The organism is Streptomyces sp. NPDC048441, assembly GCF_043200235.1.
In the GTDB taxonomy this organism is placed as follows: Bacteria; Actinomycetota; Actinomycetes; order Streptomycetales; family Streptomycetaceae; genus Streptomyces.
Map to the genome: position 1 here is coordinate 135,274 of NZ_JBICXM010000006.1, position 17,397 is coordinate 152,670.

General features: G+C 69.8%; 16 protein-coding genes. 5 read left to right on the plus strand and 11 right to left on the minus strand.

All coding sequences use genetic code 11. The features are described from left to right. Positions 1–8: 8 nt before the first annotated feature. Complete coding sequence (locus ACGFSB_RS16815; RefSeq protein ID WP_393399358.1) at positions 9–875, minus strand: bifunctional methylenetetrahydrofolate dehydrogenase/methenyltetrahydrofolate cyclohydrolase; 867 nt, start codon at positions 873–875, stop codon at positions 9–11. 287 nt (positions 876–1,162) lie between these two features. Here ACGFSB_RS16815 and ACGFSB_RS16820 point away from each other — a divergent pair, with 287 nt between their 5' ends. Then, entirely contained in the window at positions 1,163–1,786 is a 624-nt protein-coding gene (locus ACGFSB_RS16820; protein WP_393399360.1) for a hypothetical protein, read from the plus strand. 230 nt (positions 1,787–2,016) lie between these two features. On the opposite strand, the gene ACGFSB_RS16825 is transcribed toward ACGFSB_RS16820, so the two are convergent. Together ACGFSB_RS16825 and ACGFSB_RS16830 are read right to left on the minus strand one after the other, a co-directional pair. Continuing rightward, on the minus strand, positions 2,017–2,916 hold the full coding sequence (locus ACGFSB_RS16825; RefSeq protein ID WP_393399362.1) for a hypothetical protein: 900 nt from the start codon (positions 2,914–2,916) through the stop codon (positions 2,017–2,019). A gap of 48 nt (positions 2,917–2,964) precedes the next feature. Beyond that, positions 2,965–3,420, minus strand: coding sequence for an ATP-binding protein (locus ACGFSB_RS16830; protein ID WP_393399365.1), 456 nt, complete (start codon positions 3,418–3,420; stop codon positions 2,965–2,967). 231 nt (positions 3,421–3,651) lie between these two features. On the opposite strand from ACGFSB_RS16830, the gene ACGFSB_RS16835 reads away from it, so the two are divergent. Together ACGFSB_RS16835 and ACGFSB_RS16840 are read left to right on the plus strand one after the other, a co-directional pair. After that, a complete protein-coding gene (locus ACGFSB_RS16835; protein ID WP_393399367.1) occupies positions 3,652–4,503 on the plus strand; it encodes a helix-turn-helix domain-containing protein in 852 nt (283 codons plus the stop codon). Positions 4,504–4,511: 8 nt separating this feature from the next. Beyond that, a complete protein-coding gene (locus tag ACGFSB_RS16840; RefSeq protein WP_393399369.1) occupies positions 4,512–4,706 on the plus strand; it encodes a DUF397 domain-containing protein in 195 nt (64 codons plus the stop codon). 73 nt (positions 4,707–4,779) lie between these two features. Here the strand turns inward: ACGFSB_RS16840 and purH are convergent, their stop codons facing one another. Beyond that, positions 4,780–6,348: a bifunctional phosphoribosylaminoimidazolecarboxamide formyltransferase/IMP cyclohydrolase gene (gene purH / locus ACGFSB_RS16845; protein WP_393399371.1), complete on the minus strand. Its 1,569-nt coding sequence runs from the start codon at positions 6,346–6,348 to the stop codon at positions 4,780–4,782. Then, a complete protein-coding gene (gene purN, locus ACGFSB_RS16850; RefSeq protein WP_393399374.1) occupies positions 6,345–6,974 on the minus strand; it encodes a phosphoribosylglycinamide formyltransferase in 630 nt (209 codons plus the stop codon). The genes purH and purN overlap by 4 nt, the downstream gene beginning before the upstream one ends. 298 nt (positions 6,975–7,272) lie before the next feature. Between purN and ACGFSB_RS16855 the strand changes: the two genes are divergently transcribed. Then, positions 7,273–8,109: a hypothetical protein gene (locus tag ACGFSB_RS16855; RefSeq protein WP_393399376.1), complete on the plus strand. Its 837-nt coding sequence runs from the start codon at positions 7,273–7,275 to the stop codon at positions 8,107–8,109. Positions 8,110–8,401: 292 nt separating this feature from the next. On the opposite strand, the gene ACGFSB_RS16860 is transcribed toward ACGFSB_RS16855, so the two are convergent. Continuing rightward, the gene (locus ACGFSB_RS16860; protein ID WP_393399378.1) at positions 8,402–9,994 is read right to left on the minus strand and encodes a DUF6350 family protein; all 1,593 of its coding nucleotides are present in this window, start codon (positions 9,992–9,994) and stop codon (positions 8,402–8,404) included. 164 nt (positions 9,995–10,158) lie between these two features. On the opposite strand from ACGFSB_RS16860, the gene ACGFSB_RS16865 reads away from it, so the two are divergent. Next, the gene (locus ACGFSB_RS16865; RefSeq protein WP_393399380.1) at positions 10,159–11,436 is read left to right on the plus strand and encodes a helix-turn-helix domain-containing protein; all 1,278 of its coding nucleotides are present in this window, start codon (positions 10,159–10,161) and stop codon (positions 11,434–11,436) included. Between the two features lie 127 nt (positions 11,437–11,563). On the opposite strand, the gene sucD is transcribed toward ACGFSB_RS16865, so the two are convergent. From sucD to ACGFSB_RS16890, 5 genes are all read right to left on the minus strand, one after another. Continuing rightward, positions 11,564–12,448 (minus strand): succinate--CoA ligase subunit alpha, encoded by an 885-nt coding sequence (gene sucD, locus ACGFSB_RS16870; RefSeq protein WP_393399383.1) that lies wholly within the window; start codon positions 12,446–12,448, stop codon positions 11,564–11,566. A 20-nt stretch (positions 12,449–12,468) separates the two neighbouring features. After that, entirely contained in the window at positions 12,469–13,647 is a 1,179-nt protein-coding gene (gene sucC, locus ACGFSB_RS16875) for an ADP-forming succinate--CoA ligase subunit beta (protein ID WP_393399386.1), read from the minus strand. A 343-nt stretch (positions 13,648–13,990) separates the two neighbouring features. Then, a complete protein-coding gene (locus ACGFSB_RS16880; RefSeq protein WP_393399389.1) occupies positions 13,991–15,046 on the minus strand; it encodes a hypothetical protein in 1,056 nt (351 codons plus the stop codon). Between the two features lie 123 nt (positions 15,047–15,169). Then, positions 15,170–16,033: a hypothetical protein gene (locus tag ACGFSB_RS16885; protein ID WP_393399392.1), complete on the minus strand. Its 864-nt coding sequence runs from the start codon at positions 16,031–16,033 to the stop codon at positions 15,170–15,172. A gap of 136 nt (positions 16,034–16,169) precedes the next feature. Then, complete coding sequence (locus tag ACGFSB_RS16890) at positions 16,170–17,306, minus strand: vWA domain-containing protein (protein ID WP_393399394.1); 1,137 nt, start codon at positions 17,304–17,306, stop codon at positions 16,170–16,172. Positions 17,307–17,397 lie beyond the last annotated feature (91 nt).

Genomic DNA, 17,397 nt, shown 5'->3' on the forward strand with positions numbered 1-17,397 from the left:
TTTCCCGGTCAGCTCGCGGCAGCGGACGCGGCGCGCTCGGCCGCCTCCACCACGTTGACGAGCAGCTGGGCGCGCGTCATCGGGCCGACGCCACCGGGGTTCGGCGAGATCCACCCGGCGACCTCGCGGACGCCCGGGTGCACATCGCCGACGATCTTGCCGGACTCGTCGCGCGAGACACCGACGTCCAGGATCGCGGCGCCCGGCTTCACGTCATCGGGCTTGATCAGGTGCGGGACACCCGCCGCGGCCACGATGATGTCGGCCTTCTTCAGGTGAAAGGCCAGGTCGCGTGTGCCGGTGTGGCACTGCGTCACCGTCGCGTTCTCCGAGCGGCGGGTGAGCAGGAGCGGCATCGAGCGGCCGATCGTCACACCGCGGCCGACGACCACGACCTCGGCGCCGTTGATCTCCACGCCGTACTGACGGAGCAGCGTGATGATGCCGAAGGGCGTGCAGGGCAGCGGCGCGGGCTCGTTCAGGACGAGGCGGCCGAGGTTCATCGGGTGCAGGCCGTCGGCGTCCTTGTCCGGATCCATCAGTTCGAGGACGCGGTTCTCGTCGATGCCCTTGGGCAGCGGGAGCTGCACGATGTAGCCGGTGCAGGCGGGGTCTTCGTTGAGCTCGCGGACGACGGCCTCGATCTCGTCCTGCGTCGCGGTGGCGGGCAGTTCACGCTGGATGGAGGCGATGCCGACCTGCGCGCAGTCGCGGTGCTTGCCCGCGACGTACTTCTGGCTGCCGGGGTCGTCACCGACCAGGACAGTCCCCAGGCCGGGAGTGTGCCCCCTCTCCTTCAGGGCCGCCACGCGGGCGGTCAGTTCGGACTTGATCGCGGCTGCGGTGGCCTTGCCATCGAGAATCTGGGCGGTCATGACTCCATCTTCCCGGATGAGCCCCGCCCGGTACCAATCCGGGCGCTCCCCCGGAGCTCCTGTGTCCCACCTGTGTCCCGGCAATGTCCCGGCCGTGTCCCAGGAGCTGACCAGCCTTGTTGCACTTGCACAACACATACGGAATGCGGCTGGACAAATAAGCCTGGCCTAAAGAACGATATGCGACACAGTGCCGCGGGCAGTGTCGGGGGGACGGACCGCATCTGTAGAACTTCCTCCGTGATGTGCCGCGTCGTCCCCGCATTACCCGACGGAGGAAGACCGCCATGAGTTACGGCGACCCGAACAACCCTTACGGGCAGCCGCCCCAGCAGCCCCCGGCCGCTCCCGGGTACGGCTATCCCCAGGCCCCGCCCGGCGTCCCGCCGCAGCAGGGCTACGGCTATCCGCAGCAGCCGGCGTACCCCGGTTACCCGGGCGGCAACATGATGCCGCAGTCGATGCCGGGGCTCCTGGTCACCGCGCGCGTCTTCCTGTTCCTGATCTCGGCAGTGCAGATACTCGCCGCGATCGTCTACCTGTACATCGGCGCCATCGCGAGCGATGTCTCCGACAGCGCCGACGACTACGGTTTCGGCAGCGTGGGCGACGGCGGCGACGCCATTGCCGGAATCCTCATCGTGGTCGCCCTGATCGCGGCCGCTCTCGCGGCCCTCTCGATCACGCTCGGCGTGAAGTTCAGCCGCGGCGGCCAGGGTATCCGGATCACCACGGTCATCTACGGCGCGCTCGGCGGAGTCGTGGGCCTGATCGGCCTGTTCATCGGCCTCGACTCGGGTCTCGCGACCGCGATCATCGGCCCGCTGATCTGGGTCACCTTCGCCGTCATCATCACGATCGCCCCGGTCGTGCCGAGCGGCACCGCGTGGTTCAACCGCCCCCGCTACTGAGGCGAGAAACCACCGCGCACCACACGCGATTCACACCCACGGGCCGTGCTCACCCTGTCGAGGGGGCACGGCCCGTGGGTTCTCCCCCTACGCTGAGCCGATGTCTTTGCGTTGCTGGAAAGTCCCGGTGCGCGCCGTCGTCCTGGCGGGTGCAACCGGGACTTTCCAGCAATCCGCGCCGCTGGGGAATCCGTGCCGCTGGGGTCACTTGCGGGATCTCACCGCGCGGCTCAGCTCCCCTCGGCGAACAGTTCCCGCGCGTCGGCGACCTGGTAGGAGCGGTCGAGCCAGGTGGCGAGCTGGCCCAGATCCGTGGTGCCGAGCACTCGCTCCCGCTCGGCGTCCGAGATCTGGATCCCGCGCCATACGAGAGTGCGCAGGATCATCGTCACCCGCTCCTGGACCCGAGCTTCGTCACGGCCTTCCTCGCGGCCTTCCTCACGCACCTTCTCGGCGACCTCGTGCCGGAAGAAGTAGTTGATCGTCGCCATCATGTCCCTCCAGATCTGCTTCGCCTGGGGGTCGACCAGGCCTGACTCGACAAGCTGCGCGAACACCGCCGCGCTTTCGGGGTCAATCGTTTCCAAGGCGGCGGCCAGAGAATCCAGTATGGCCGCCGCCCCCGGCCCCTTGCCATGCGTCATCGCCGAGAACACCGCGAGCGGGACGTCGCGGGCGGCATCCCGCTCGTTCGTGATCAGCGGCACGTTGTCCGGACCCAGGACCAGCGGTCTCACCGTCAGCGAGTGCCAGCCGGGCAGTCCGAGCTGGATGGGCCGCGCCGCCCAGCGGGCCGTCGCCGTGCTCTGGGTCAGCACGATCAACACCGGCTCGCATCGGTACTTCGCGTACAGATACGAGAGGTAGTACGCCCAACTCCCCCGCTTGTCCTCGTCCTTCTTCCCCTGCGACTCGACGACCAGCAGATAGTCCCCCTCCTCGGTGTCCACCCGGAGCAGGGTGTCCACCCGCCGCTCGACCGGCTCGATCTCGGTGAGATCCGCGTTCAGGACCGCGATCTCACGCGGCTCCGGGAACGGAATGTGCAGCAGGCGCTGGCAGGCACGAGTCAGCAGCGCCGGGTCCTTCTGGAAGATCCGGTGCAGCGCCTCGTGTGACGAGCTGACCATCAGCTCTCCTTCCTGTTCGGCATGGTCAACGAACTGCGCGGAGAAGGGCTACGCGGCGCCGAGTTCGCACCACACGTACTTGCCGGTGTCGCCGCTCGTCGCGTACGGATGCCAGCCCCAGCCATCGGCGCAGGCCCGCACCAGCTCAAGGCCCCGGCCCTCCTCGGCGCCGAGACCGGCTGCCAGGTTCAGCGGGGGCGCGGGCGGGGTCGGGTCGGCGTCCCACGCGCCGACCCGCAGCACGCCGCACGACCAGCGCAGGCGCAGGGCTGCCGGGCCCTTCGTGTGGCGTACGGCGTTGGAGACCAGCTCCGTGGCGAGCAGTTCAGCCACGTCGATGAGGTGGGCGAGGCCGTGCGCGGTGAGGATGATGCGCAGGGTGTGGCGGCTGACGGGGACGGCCCGGGGATCGTGCGGGATGGAGAGGACGTACTCCCAGGGCTCGGGGCCGGGCTCGAGATCGGGGCCGGGATGGGCCGGGTGGTCTTCGTCGGTTCCGTGCATGGCTGAACTCCAAGTGGTGCGAAGGTGTGAGGAGTTCGCGGCGGTCGACGGGCGGTGGCCATGTCACGGCCGTCATGGCATGACGGCGTGGTGCGCTTCCGGGCTCCCGGTCTCGCAGCGTTTGCGACGCGTCACTGACAGTAGGGTCCAAACTTGGACCCACGCAAGCCGCTGCCCTAATCTGCCCTCGAACGAGGCACCGTTCCAAGGCTGTTGAAGCAAGGAGAGATCATGGCCAGAAGACGGCAGCCAACAGCACGTCAGGTACGCCTGGGTGCCGAGCTGCGCAAACTACGTGAAGCCGCAGGGCTCAAGGGCCGCGAAGCAGCCACGTTGATCGGCGCCGACTCCGCCCAGATGAGCCAGATCGAGTCCGGCATCGCCGGTGTGAGCGAGGAGCGCCTACGTCGCCTGGCAGCTCACTACGCATGCGCGGACGAAGCGTTGATCGATGCGCTGGCGGGTATGGCGACCGACCGCACGCACGGCTGGTGGGAGGAGTACCGAGGGATCCTGCCCGCTCCGTTCCTGGACCTGTCCGAGCTGGAGTGGCACGCCACCTTGAGGCGTGACGTGGACTTCCTCCAAGTTCCGGGGCTTCTACAGACAGAGGATTACGCCCGCGCGCTCTTCTCATTTCGCGTACCCGCGCTCCCGCAAAGTGAACTGGAGCCCCGCGTCAGCCACCGCACGCAGCGCCGCGTCGTCATTGAGGGTCCCGAACCCATCCCGTACGAGACGGTGATCCACGAATCCGCCCTACGGTTCCGGGTCGGCGATCGCCCGGCCTACCGGGCCCAACTCGCCCGCGTCCTAGAGCTGTCCGAAGCGGCGCACGTCACCGTGCGGGTCATCCCGTTCGACCTGGACGGCTTCGCCGGTTCCAGCAGCGCGATGGTCTACGCGGGCGGCGCGATTCCCCAGCTGGACACTGTCCTGCGGGATGCTCCGCACGGCACCGGGTTCCTTGATACGGAAGCTCAACTAGCGCGCTTTCGAACGCTCTTCCGTAAGGTGGAGAAGGTGTCGCTCTCCCCTGAGCGATCACGGGATTTCATCCACCAGATGGCGAAGGAACTTTGAGACAGGCCATGAGCACTCCCAAAAAATGGCAGAAGTCCACCTTCTCCGGGGGTGGCGACGGCAACGCCTGCGTGGAACTCGCAGCCCCCACCCCCCAGAACATCCACCTCCGCGAAAGCGACCACCCCGCAACAGAGCTGGCCACCAGCCCCGCCGCTCTCGCCCGTCTCCTCCGCACCGTGAAGTCGGGCAAGCTCACCTGAACCCGCCGCACGCCAGGCCTCGCGGCGGGGGTCCGGCGGCGGTGAGGCCACCGGCGCCGGACCCTGCTGCGGCTCAGTGGAAGAAGTGCCGCGTACCCGTGAAGTACATCGTCACGCCCGCCTTCTTCGCGGCCTCGACGACCAGCTCGTCACGGACCGAACCGCCCGGCTGCACCACGGCCTTGACGCCCGCGGCGGTCAGGATCTCCAGGCCGTCGGGGAACGGGAAGAACGCGTCCGAAGCGGCGTACGCACCATGCGCGCGCTCCTCGCCCGCACGCTCGACGGCGAGCTTCGCGGAGTCGACGCGGTTGACCTGACCCATGCCGACGCCGACCGAAGCGCCGTCCTTGGCGAGCAGGATCGCGTTGGACTTCACCGCACGCGACGCCTTCCACGCGAAGGCGAGCTCGGCGAGCTCGCCCGCGTTCAGGGCTTCGCCCGTGGCGAGCGTCCAGTTGGCGGGGTTGTCACCGTCCGCCTGGAGGCGGTCGGTGACCTGGAGGAGCGCGCCGCCGTCGATCTGCTTGACCTCGACGGTGTTGGACGGGGCCTGGTGAGCGCGCAGAACGCGGATGTTCTTCTTCTTGGTGAGGACTTCGAGCGCGCCGTCCTCGAACTCGGGCGCGACGATGACCTCGGTGAAGATGTCGGCGACCTGCTCGGCCATCTCCTTGGAGACCGGGCGGTTGACGGCGATCACGCCGCCGAACGCGGAGAGCGGGTCGCAGGCGTGCGCCTTGCGGTGCGCCTCGGCGACGTTCCCACCGATCGCGATGCCGCACGGGTTGGCGTGCTTGATGATCGCGACACAGGGGTCGGCGTGGTCGTACGCGGCACGGCGCGCGGCGTCCGTGTCCGTGTAGTTGTTGTACGACATCTCCTTGCCGTGCAGCTGCTCGGCCTCGGCGAGGCCGCCATTGCCGTCGACGTAGAGGGCGGCGCCCTGGTGCGGGTTCTCGCCGTAGCGCAGGACGTTCTTGCGGGCGTACGCGCTGCCGAGGAACTCGGGGTGGTCCGTGCCGTCCGACGCGTAGTCGTCGGCGAACCAGGAGGCGACAGCGAGGTCGTACTCGGCGGTGTGGCGGAACGCTTCGGCGGCCAGGCGCTTGCGCGCGGTCAGGTCGAAGCCTCCGTCACGGACGGCGGCGAGCACGTCCGTGTATCGGGCGGGGCTCGTGATGACCGACACCGAGGGGTGGTTCTTGGCGGCGGCGCGGACCATCGAGGGGCCGCCGATGTCGATCTGCTCGACGCACTCGTCGGGCGTCGCACCCGAGGCGACGGTCGCCTTGAAGGGGTAGAGGTTCACCACGACCAGCTGGAACGGCTCGATGCCGAGGTCGGCGAGCTGGCGCTGGTGGTCCTCCAGGCGCAGGTCGGCGAGGATCCCGGCGTGCACGCGGGGGTGCAGCGTCTTGACCCGGCCGTCGAGACACTCGGGGAAGCCGGTCAGCTCCTCGACCTTGGTGACGGGCACCCCGGTGGCGGCGATCTTCGCGGCGGTCGAACCGGTCGAGACGAGCTCGACGCCGGCCTCGTGAAGACCGCGCGCGAGCTCCTCGAGCCCGGTCTTGTCATAGACGCTGATGAGCGCGCGCTTGATCTGGCGCTGCGTACCTTCGGTACCTTCGGCGGTCACGGGATAAATACCTTTCGTCCCTCAATGCGGTAGCCGTTGCGGGCCAGGCGCCCCACGACATCGACGAGCAGCCTTCGCTCGACTTCCTTGATGCGCTCGTGCAGAGCGCTCTCGTCGTCCTCATCCCCGACCGGGACCACGCCCTGGGCGATGATCGGGCCGGTGTCGACGCCGTCGTCGACGAAGTGGACGGTGCATCCCGTGACCTTCGCGCCGTACGCGAGCGCGTCGCGCACACCGTGGGCCCCCGGGAAACTGGGCAGCAGGGCGGGGTGCGTATTGACGAACCGGCCGCCGAACCGTGCGAGGAATTCCTTCCCCACGATCTTCATGAACCCGGCGGAGACGACCAGATCGGGCTCGTACGAGGCGGTCGCCTCGGCGAGAGCGGCGTCCCACTCGGCGCGGGTCGCGTGATCCTTCACCTTGCAGATGAAGGTGGGGATCCCGAGGCGCTCGGCACGCTCGAGCCCGACGATGTCTTCGCGGTCGGCGCCGACCGCGACGACGCGGGCGCCGTAGCCGGTCGCCCCCTCGGCGGCGATCACGTCGAGCAGAGCCTGCAGATTCGTGCCGGATCCGGAGACCAGCACGACGAGGCGCTTGGCCACAGGGCTCTTGGCCACAGCGGGGCCCTTTCTCGGGAGGTGCGTCTTTGTAGGGTCGTACAAAAGCTTCATGCCCCGCGATACGGGGAACTCTACGAAGCGGCCGACCGTCAGCAACGATACCGGCACACGATGCGGGCCCTCACGGGACGGGGGCGCGGCCGGAAGGTAGCGTCTGCACCAAGACGTCATAAGACGTCACACCGTCCAGATAAGACGTCACACCGTCCAGAAGTTCGCTCGACCAGGCTCGACCAGGCTCGACGAAGCTCGACCAAGCTCGACCAAGCTCGACCAAGGGGAAGACGCACACCTGATGCCGGACCGTAGCCTCCGCCTCCCGCTGTCCTTCGCGTTCGGGTTGACGCATGGAGGGGAGCGCGGCTCGACGCTGCTGCGTGACGGCCGCCCGTCGTCCCCGCCGCAGGATTCCCAGGACTCGGGGGGCTCCGGCTCGTCAGGGTCCGGTTCGTCCGGCTCCGGTTCCGGTTCCGAGGAGAAGAAGGACGACAATCCCTTCGCCCCGCCGCCGGAGGGAACGCCGGACCAGCCGTGGCGACCCCGTCCGGGCAATGGCGGCGACACCCCGGACGACCAGGACCATTCCCCCTGGGGCAGCCAGTGGAGCGACCGGCAGCCTGGACGCTCCCAGGACGGCGGCTTCGGCGAGCGGCCTGGCCAGCAGGGCGGTGGCCCCGGCCAGGAAGGCGGCCCTTCGGGCCCCGGTTCCGGCTCCGGTATGCGCTGGGACCCGACCGACCCGGCCCAGCGCCGCGCGCGCTACGCCCTGCTCTCCGGTATGTGGGCCTTCTTCTTCGCGCTCTTCGGCTGGCGGTACGTCGCCCTGCTCCTCGGCGCGCTCGCGCTGAACTGGGGCATCAGCGCCCTGCGGGCGAAGCCGAAGCAGCCGGACCCGACGGCGCAGCGGCCCCCGGCCGAGCCCGCGAGCACGAAGCCGCAGACCACGGCGGCGGTCAGCGGCCTGGTGACGGCGTCGCTCGCGCTGGCGATGGTGGCGGCGACGTTCGCGGCACAGCTGGTGTACCGGGACTACTACACGTGCGTGAGCGACGCGCTCACGAGCCAGTCGAAGCAACAGTGCGAGAGCCTCCTGCCGGAGCAGCTGCGGCCGCTGCTGGGCGACCGCGACTGATCCTGGCCGGGGGCCTGGCCTGGTCTTGGCGAGGGGCCTGGGCTGGGCGAGGCGGCCTGGTCTTGGCCGAGGCGGCCTGGTCTTGGCCGAGGCGGCCTGACCTGGGCTGTTCGAAGGGCTGAGCCGGCCGGAGGACTGGCCTGGCTGGCTGGCTGGCCAGGTCGAAAGGCTGAGCCAGCTCGCCTTCCTGGCGCTGGGATGGCTGCGAGCGCCGCGCAAGGGAAATGCACTGCTCAGCCAGTCCAGCGGGGCACCTCCCGCACCTCCCGCACCCCCCTCACCCCCCGCCCCCTCAAGCCTCCGGCGGCTGCCTCTCCTCCGTGTTCGCGTCCCGCAGTGCCGCCCAGCGGGCCTCGCGGGACGCATCGTCGTGCCAGGTCGATGCACCCCAGTCCGTCGTGTCGCCCGTAGGGACCGGCAGGAAGTCGTACGGCTCGAACGGTTCCGGAGCAGGCGGCACCGGAACCGGTGGCTTCTGACGGCGGCGGAGGATCCGGGGAAGGCTCAGGCGAGGCACACGCAGCCGCGGAACCCGCGGCCTCGGCACCCTGACCCACGCCAAGCGGGGCGCAGCCCACCGCGGCACAGTCCGGCGAGCTCGCAACCGCCAGGCCCGCACCGCCAAGGCGCCCGGCACTCCCACCGCCGCCGTCCACCCCAGCGCCGCCGCCCCCGTCTGCCACCACACCGGCCCGAAGTCGGCCAGGACGGCCACCCCCATCGGGCCGCCCGCCAGCGCCGCGAGCCCCGCGAGAGCCGCCCCGCACAGCACCGCCGCCGCCCCCGCGACCAGCGCCGTCCGGCTCTTCGACCATGCCTGGTCCCACTCCCCGGACGCAGGCGCCGCCGCCCGCACGGTGAACCACGCGAGCGCGATCCCCGCCGCCACCGGCACCGCACCCGCCGCCCACGTCAACGGCACCCCGGGGCCTTCCTCCGGTACCGCCGCGAGCAGCGGGAACGACGGAAGGAGCGGCCCGGAGCCCACGCCGAGCGGCCCCGCCACGCTCCCCGTGCCCAGGGCGAAGCCGGGGCCGAGCCCGTACGCCGCGCCCCACACCGCCGCGTTCGGCACCAACGCCACGGCGAGCATCAGCACCGCGAATCGGCCCGACCACACGTCCGTGACCTGCGCGAACGACGCTCTCATCAGCCCCGCGTGCAGCCCGAGCGAGACCGTCACCAGCAGCGCTCCACCGCCGACGAGCACCAGTGTCCCCGCCGCCGCGGCCCGCGTGACGGCAAGGAGGTATCGGCGTACGAAGTAGGGACGTACCCCTTCCGGCAGCGCGCGAAGGCCGGACCGCACCAGGCCAGGCAGCGAACCCGGCGGCCGTCCGAGCGCCGTCCAGACGCCCACCGCGGCCGCCCCCGCCACGACCACCGGCAGGTGCGACGCGGCGCTCAGCCACGACGGCCGCAGCTCGCCCCCTGCCGCGTACAGCGTCGCCGCGGCGCTGACAAGCAGATAGCCGCCGACCACCCCGCACCACGCGGTCCGCGGCGCCATCCCCCGCCCCTCCGGATCCGCCGCGTCCCGCGCCGCCCGGTGCACGAGCCAGCCCGGCAGCACGATGAGGAGCAAGGGCGTGACACCGACCGGCGCCGGGGCCCCGGAGAGCGTGTCCGTCCTGATCAGTTCGGCGCCGTGGGCGATCAGCCACAGCGCGGCGGCGACATGCAGCGCCCCGTCGGGCCCGCTGTCCGGATACGGCGAGCTGATCCAGAGGACCATCACCAGGACGGCGCACGAGCCGAGCCCGAGCCCCGCGGCGACGGCTCCGCCGAACAGACAGGTCGCGAGGCCGGGTGAACGGTCGCGGGCCCGCACGAACAGCGGCTTCAGGGGCGGCAACGGAGAGCTGCGGTCGGTGATTTGAGTCACACCGCCATGCTCCCAACGACACGCGCTTTCTCCCCGTAACAGGCGAATACCGGATGTGTCGCACAAGATACGTTTATGTACTTTTTCGTACGTCGGACCAGCCACGCCCGGCTGCCCGCCGCACGACGGCCCACGTCCACGGCCCACGGCGCGGAGAGTCCGACATGACCCAGAGCCCTGCCACTGCGTTGCCGTCCCCCAAGGAACGCCGACGTCTGCGCGAGGCGAAGTCCCTGAGCCAGGCCGAGCTCGCCGCGAAGATCGGCGTCACGCGCGAAACGGTCCGCTCCTGGGAGTCGGGCCGCACGGCACCACGCGGGCGACGGCGTAACGTCTACGCGAAGCTGCTCGCCGAGCTCGCGAACGAGCAGACCGTCTCGGGCTCCGTCTCGGGCTCCGTCTCGGGCAGACGCTCCGTACGGCGCCCCAGCTGGGCCAAGGACCTGGCCCCGCCCGTCGACGACACCAAGGGCCGCAAGTCCCCTGCTCGCATCCCGGTGGGCGCGGCGATAAACGGTCACACGAGGCCGGAGCGGGCCCCGGCCGTCGCTCAGCCCGAACGGCAGCCCGAACGGCAGCCCGAACGGCAGCCCGAGCCGTCCACGCCCCCCACGGCCGCGACCACCCCCGTCGCCACCCCCGTCACCACCCCCGCCGAAGCCTTCGACGCGCTCTGCACGAACTGCGCCCCCGGCCTCGTACGCCAGACCTACCTGCTCACCGGCCGCCGCACCCTCGCCCAGGAATCCGTCGAGCGCGCCTTCCAGCTCGCCTGGCAGCGCTGGCCCGAGGTCGCCGTCGACCGTGACCCCGAGGGCTGGGTGCGCGCGGCGGCGTACGAGTACGCGATGTCCCCCTGGCACCGCCTCCGCCGCTCCCACCGGCAGCCGGACGCCCCGCCCGCCGATCCGGCCGACCGCGCCTTCCTCGCCGTACTGATGAGCCTGCCGCCCGCGCAGCGCCGCACCCTGCTGCTCTACGACGGCGTCGGGCTCGACCTGCCCGAGACCGCGGCCGAGACGGAGGCGAGCACACCCGCGGCGGCGGGCCGCCTCCTGAACGCGCGCGACGCCATCGCCGACAGGCTGCCCGACGTCGCGACGACACCCGAAGCCCTGCACCAGCGCCTCGGCGAACTCTGCGGCGCCGAGAAACTGCGCCCCCCGAACGCGGGCCTGGTACGCACCGGCAGCGAAACCCGCGCCCGCTTCTGGACCCGAGCGGCGATCGCGTTCACGGCACTGATCGTCGGCGCCACGGCCTTGACGCTGCGCACGGCCCCCACGCACTACGAACCACCCCAGTCTCCCGGCAAGGCCATCAGCGGCGTACCCCCGAGGATGGGTCCGGGCCCTCTGACGTACGGGGACCAGCTCCTCCACAGGAAACTCCGCGAGGACCTGTCGAGCGGCCCGGAAAGACTGACGCCACAAGCGAGGTGAGGGGCGGGCGCCCCGCAAGGGGCGCGGGGAACTGCGCGCCCGGCCACAGCCGACCCGCAGACAAAAAGGTGGGCCCGCATCTCACATAAGTGAGATGCGGGCCCACCTTCAACAGCTAGGTCAAGCTTCAGCCAGCCAGAATGGCCCGCGCCAGCTTGGCGGTCTCGGTAGGCGTCTTGCCAACCTTGACACCGGCGGCCTCAAGGGCCTCCTTCTTGGCGGCAGCCGTGCCGGACGAGCCCGACACGATCGCCCCGGCGTGACCCATGGTCTTGCCCTCGGGCGCCGTGAAACCGGCGACGTAGCCGACGACCGGCTTCGTCACGTTGGCCTTGATGTAGTCGGCCGCACGCTCTTCGGCGTCTCCGCCGATCTCGCCGATCATGACGATCAGGTCGGTGTCGGGGTCCGCCTCGAACGCCGCGAGAGCGTCGATGTGCGTCGTGCCGATGACCGGGTCGCCACCGATACCGACGGCCGAGGAGAAGCCGATGTCACGGAGCTCGTACATCATCTGGTACGTCAGCGTGCCGGACTTCGAGACCAGGCCGATGCGGCCCGGCTTCGTGATGTCGCCCGGGATGATGCCGGCGTTCGACTGACCCGGGGTGATGAGACCGGGGCAGTTCGGGCCGATGATGCGGGTCTTGTTGCCCTTCGACTTCGCGTACGCCCAGAAGGCGGCGGAGTCGTGGACGGCGATGCCCTCGGTGATGACGACCGCGAGGGGGATCTCGGCGTCGATCGCCTCGACGACGGCGGCCTTGGAGAAGGCCGGCGGCACGAAGAGGACGGAGACGTTGGCGCCGGTGGCCTCCATCGCCTCCTTGACGGTGCCGAACACCGGTACCTCGGTACCGTCGAAGTCGACCTTCGTGCCCGCCTTGCGCGGGTTCACGCCGCCGACGACGTTCGTGCCGTCGCCGAGCATGAGCTTGGTGTGCTTCATGCCCGTGGCACCGGTCATGCCCTGGACGATGACCTTGCTGTCCTTGTTGAGGAAGATAGCCATGGCTGTTTAGTCCCTCGTCCTTACTTCGCGGCCGCGAGCTCGGCGGCCTTGTCGGCCGCGCCGTCCATGGTGTCCACACGCTGCACGAGCGGGTGGTTGGCGTCGCTCAGGATCTTGCGACCCAGCTCCGCGTTGTTGCCGTCGAGACGCACGACCAGCGGCTTGGTGACTGCCTCGCCCTTGGACTTGAGAAGCTCAAGCGCCTGGACGATGCCGTTGGCGACCTCGTCGCACGCGGTGATGCCACCGAAGACGTTGACGAAGACGGACTTGACGTCCGGGTCGCCGAGGATGATCTCCAGGCCGTTCGCCATGACCTCGGCCGAAGCGCCGCCGCCGATGTCGAGGAAGTTGGCCGGCTTGACGTTGTTGTGCGCCTCACCGGCGTACGCGACGACGTCGAGGGTCGACATGACCAGACCGGCACCGTTACCGATGATGCCGACCTCGCCGTCGAGCTTGACGTAGTTGAGGTTCTTGGCCTTGGCAGCAGCCTCGAGCGGGTTGGCTGCGTCCTTGTCCTCGAGCGCCTCGTGGTCGGCCTGGCGGAAGTCGGCGTTCTCGTCGAGCGAGACCTTGCCGTCCAGGGCCAGGATGCGGCCGTCCTTGGTCTTCACCAGCGGGTTGACCTCGACGAGGAGCGCGTCCTCGGCGACGAAGGTGTCCCACAGGGTCACCATGGCCTCGGCGACACCCTCGGCCACGTCGGCCGGGAACTTCGCCTGGGCCACGATCTCGCGGGCCTTCTCGATGCTCACGCCGTCGACGGCGTTGACCGGGACCTTCGCGAGGGCCTCGGGAGTCTTCTCCGCGACCTCCTCGATGTCCATGCCGCCCTGCACCGACGCCATGGCGAGGAAGGTGCGGTTGGTGCGGTCGAGGAGGTACGAGACGTAGTACTCCGCCTCGATCTCCGGGGACAGCTCGGCGATCATCACCTTGTGGACCGTGTGGCCCTTGATGTCCATGCCGAGGATGTCCGTCGCACGAGCGACGGCCTCGTCGGGGTTGGCTGCCAGCTTCACGCCACCGGCCTTGCCGCGGCCACCGACCTTCACCTGTGCCTTGACGACCGACTTGCCGCCCAGCTTCTCGGTGGCCTCGCGCGCCGCCTCAGGCGTGTCGATGACTTCACCGGCCAGCACCGGTACACCGTGCTTGGCGAAGAGGTCCCTCGCCTGGTACTCGAACAGGTCCACGCGCGTCCGTCCCTTTTCCGTGATCTCGCTGCGATCTCGCTGCTTTGTGGTCAGCTGTCTGCGTGGGCGTGCCGCGGAGGGCAACGTGACTGCGCTGTCACAAGAGAGGCGTAGGACGGAGTCCGGTACGCGGCATGTCCGTCTCGCAGGTTATCGCCGTGGACCGTGGGTCCCTAAATCGCAGATCACATTTGGGCGGTGATGACTGTCACAGATCGCGAATCGGCATACGAATCCACCTTCGAATCCGCATATGGGGAGGGCGGCCCCTGCGGTGACAGGGACCGCCCGTTTGCACCTGTTACGCCTGATACACCTGGTACACCTGATACAGCTCGCGCTGTCAGACGTTGTGCGCTGCGTTGTGCGCTGCGTTGTGCGCTGCGTTGTACGTCGCGTTGTACGCCTGCTCGTACGTCGGCAGGTAGCTCGGAGCGACCGAGTCCGCCACGCCCTGGACGCCCGTGACGGCGTTACCGGCGAGCGACTGCGCGTCGGGCGAGACGGTGCCCGTCAGGTCCTGCGCGAAGGGCGAGACCTGGCCGGTGACGCCACCGGCGAACGGGCGGACGTCGCCCGTGACGCCGTACGCCAGCTGGTCCGCGCTGCCGCCGACCCCCTGCGCGACGGGCCGCACCTGGTCGGCGACGGTCTGCACGAGCGGCGATACCGAGCCGACGACACCGTCCGCGAAGGGCTGCACGTCGTCGCCGACGACACCCTGCGCGAACGGCGGAACCTCACCGACGACCCCACCGGCGAACGGCTGCACATCGCCCACGACGCCCTGCGCCAGGTAGGTGACGTCATTCACCGCCTGCCCGGCGACCGGCACGACACCGTCGACGGCGGTTCCGGCGACGGGCGGCAGCACGGCCGTGGCCGTCTCGTCGACGATGGGAGTGGCGGTCTGCGTGGCGGTCGCCGGGGCCTGCGTCGCGGCGGCTTCGACCTCCGGGGCGAAGGCCGACAGAGGTCCGAAGAGGTAGTCGACGGAGTCCACGGGGGTGGTCACGTCGGGGGTGGTGACGTTGGGGGTGGTGACGTTGGGGGTGGTGACGTTGGGGGTGGTCACGTCGGGGGCTTCGACCTGGGGGAGGTCGGCCTTGGGGGCGGCGGCCTTCGGAGCTGCCGCCTTGTGGGCGGCGGCCTTCGCGCCGGCCACGGTGGACTTCGCCTCGGCGACAGTGGACTTCGCCTTGCCCTGGACGTCGGCGACGTCACCGGTGACATCACCGGCTACATCACCGGTGACGTCCGCGACCGCGTCGGACGTGTTGTCCGGCAGGGCGACTGAGTGCTGGGGCAGCTCGTCCGCGCTGGCCACGGCGGAACCGAGCGCCCACGCGCCCGTGACACCGGCGGCTATGACGATGGAACGACGGATGTTCTTGTTCATGCGTGCTTCAGATCCTTCGAACTCTGGCTGTGAATCCGACCCGGATACGTCCATACGACGTCCGGTCGGCGGGCAGACCTTTGCCACCCCCGCGCGGCAGGTCTTCGCGGGGAAAGGGCTGCCCTAGCCAGGGAATTCGAGAATGTCCCGGTGTCTGTCGCGGATCGGCACGGCGACCTGAGAGGCCCCGGCACCCTGCAGAAGCCGCACCGGCGCACCATTGCTGCCGAGCGAGGCGGCACCCGGATCGCCGTGCCGCGTGGAATTGCCGTCACCGGCCGCCTGACCGCTCAGCGTCCGCCCCGGATCACCGGGCGCGGGGAACGGCTCGTGCCCGGTGCGGTGCGCATCGTCCGAGGTGTCACCGCCGGACGAGACAACGCCACCCACGGGCCGGCCGCCCGGACACGTGGTGCCGGTGCCGGTGCCGGTGCCAGTGCCGTACGAGAACTCGCCCCGCGCCCCGGACTCTTTCCGCGCCTTGTGTGCCTGAGGTTCGGTACGGGAGTCGCCGGCCCCGGCATCCGAGTCGCCGCCATCACCGGCGCTGGGACCGTCACTATCACCGGGACCAGGCTTCGGCAGGCTCGGCAGCTCAGGCATGGCGGGCGCCTCGGGCAACCCCCGAGGCGGCGCACTGTCAGGGGCGGGGACAGGGAGGGGGACTCGAGCTCCGGTGGCCTCATCGAGGACCGGCCGCACAACGCCACGCACAGTACGAACGACAGGCTCGGCGGCAGACTTGACCGGCGCCTCGCGCGCCACCTCGTGCCCGGCCCGCACCGCATCACGTACGGGCTCCACCCGCTCCACGCCATCGGGAGCGGACAGCCCGTCCGCCGCCTGCGCCCGCTCTCCGCAGAGGAAGCCGAGCACGAGCAATCCGGCGAGCAGCAGCAGCACTTGCAGCACACGCCGCCCGGCCACCGCGCGCACCATGCGCACGACGGCATCAGGCAGAGCTACCGCGACTGCTGTGGGATTCAAGACGAAGTAGATCCTCTACTGATACTGAGCAAACCAAGACAAGTACCAAGACAAGTACCGAGACAAGCACTGAGGCAAGGCGGAATGAAGCCCGCCGATCCTCGCATGGAGCGCCCGCCCTCGCGCAAGTCCCCCGTTACCGATGGGTACTCATGTCCGGTATGGGAAGGGGACATTTCTCGATCGCCGCTGCCATCACCTCCGGAAAGAGATCCGGGGTACACGCGAAGGCCGGCGCGTCCAGCGCCGAGAGCGCTGCCGCGTGCTCGCGGTCGTACGCGGGCGTCCCCTCGTCGGAGAGCGCGAGCAGCGTCACGAACTGCACCCCGGACGCCTTCATCGCCGCGACCCGCTTCAGCATCTCGTTGCGTATGCCTCCTTCGTAGAGGTCGCTGATGAGGACGACGACTGTGTCGGCGGGCCTGGTGATCTGCGACTGGCAGTACGCGAGCGCCCGGTTGATGTCGGTCCCTCCCCCCAGCTGCGTGCCGAACAGCACGTCCACCGGATCGTCCAGCTGATCGGTCAGGTCGACGACGTTCGTGTCGAAGACGACGAGCCGCGTGTTGAGCGACCGCATCGAACCGAGCACGGCACCGAACACCGAGGCATAGACGACGGACGCGGCCATCGAGCCCGACTGGTCGATACAGAGGATGACCTCCTTCTTCACCGACTGCGATGCCCGCCCGTACCCGATGAGCCGCTCGGGCACGATCGTCCTGTACTCCGGCAGGTAGTTCTTGAGGTTGGCCGCGATCGTGCGGTTCCAGTCGATGTCGTGGTGGCGCGGCCTGCTGACGCGTGCGCTGCGGTCTAGCGCGCCGGTGAGGGTGGCGCGAGTGCGCGTGGCGAGCCGCTTCTCCAGGTCCTCGACCACCTTGCGCACGACGGCGCGTGCGGTCTCCTTGGTGGTCTCGGGCATGGCCTTGTTGAGGGACAGCAACGTCCCCACCAAATGCACATCGGCCTCCACGGCCTCCAGCATCTCCGGCTCCAGAAGCAACGCGGAAAGCCCAAGACGGTCGATGGCGTCACGCTGCATGACCTGGACGACGGACGAAGGGAAGTACGTCCGGATGTCCCCGAGCCAGCGCGCGACGGACGGCGCGGAGGCTCCGAGCCCCGCCGACCGGTCCCGCCCCCGATCCTTCTTCCCCCCGCCCCCGTACAACGCATCGAGCGCCCCATCCATCGCCGCATCCTGCCCGGCAAGCGCACATCCCGTACCGTCCGCCGCATCTCCCCCCAGCACAAGCCGCCACCGCCGCATCCGCTCCTCCGCAGGCCCCCCCGCCCGGCCACTCACCGCTCCCGAGGCCACGCCCTGAGCCCCACCTGCCGCACCCGAAGCCACGCCCTGA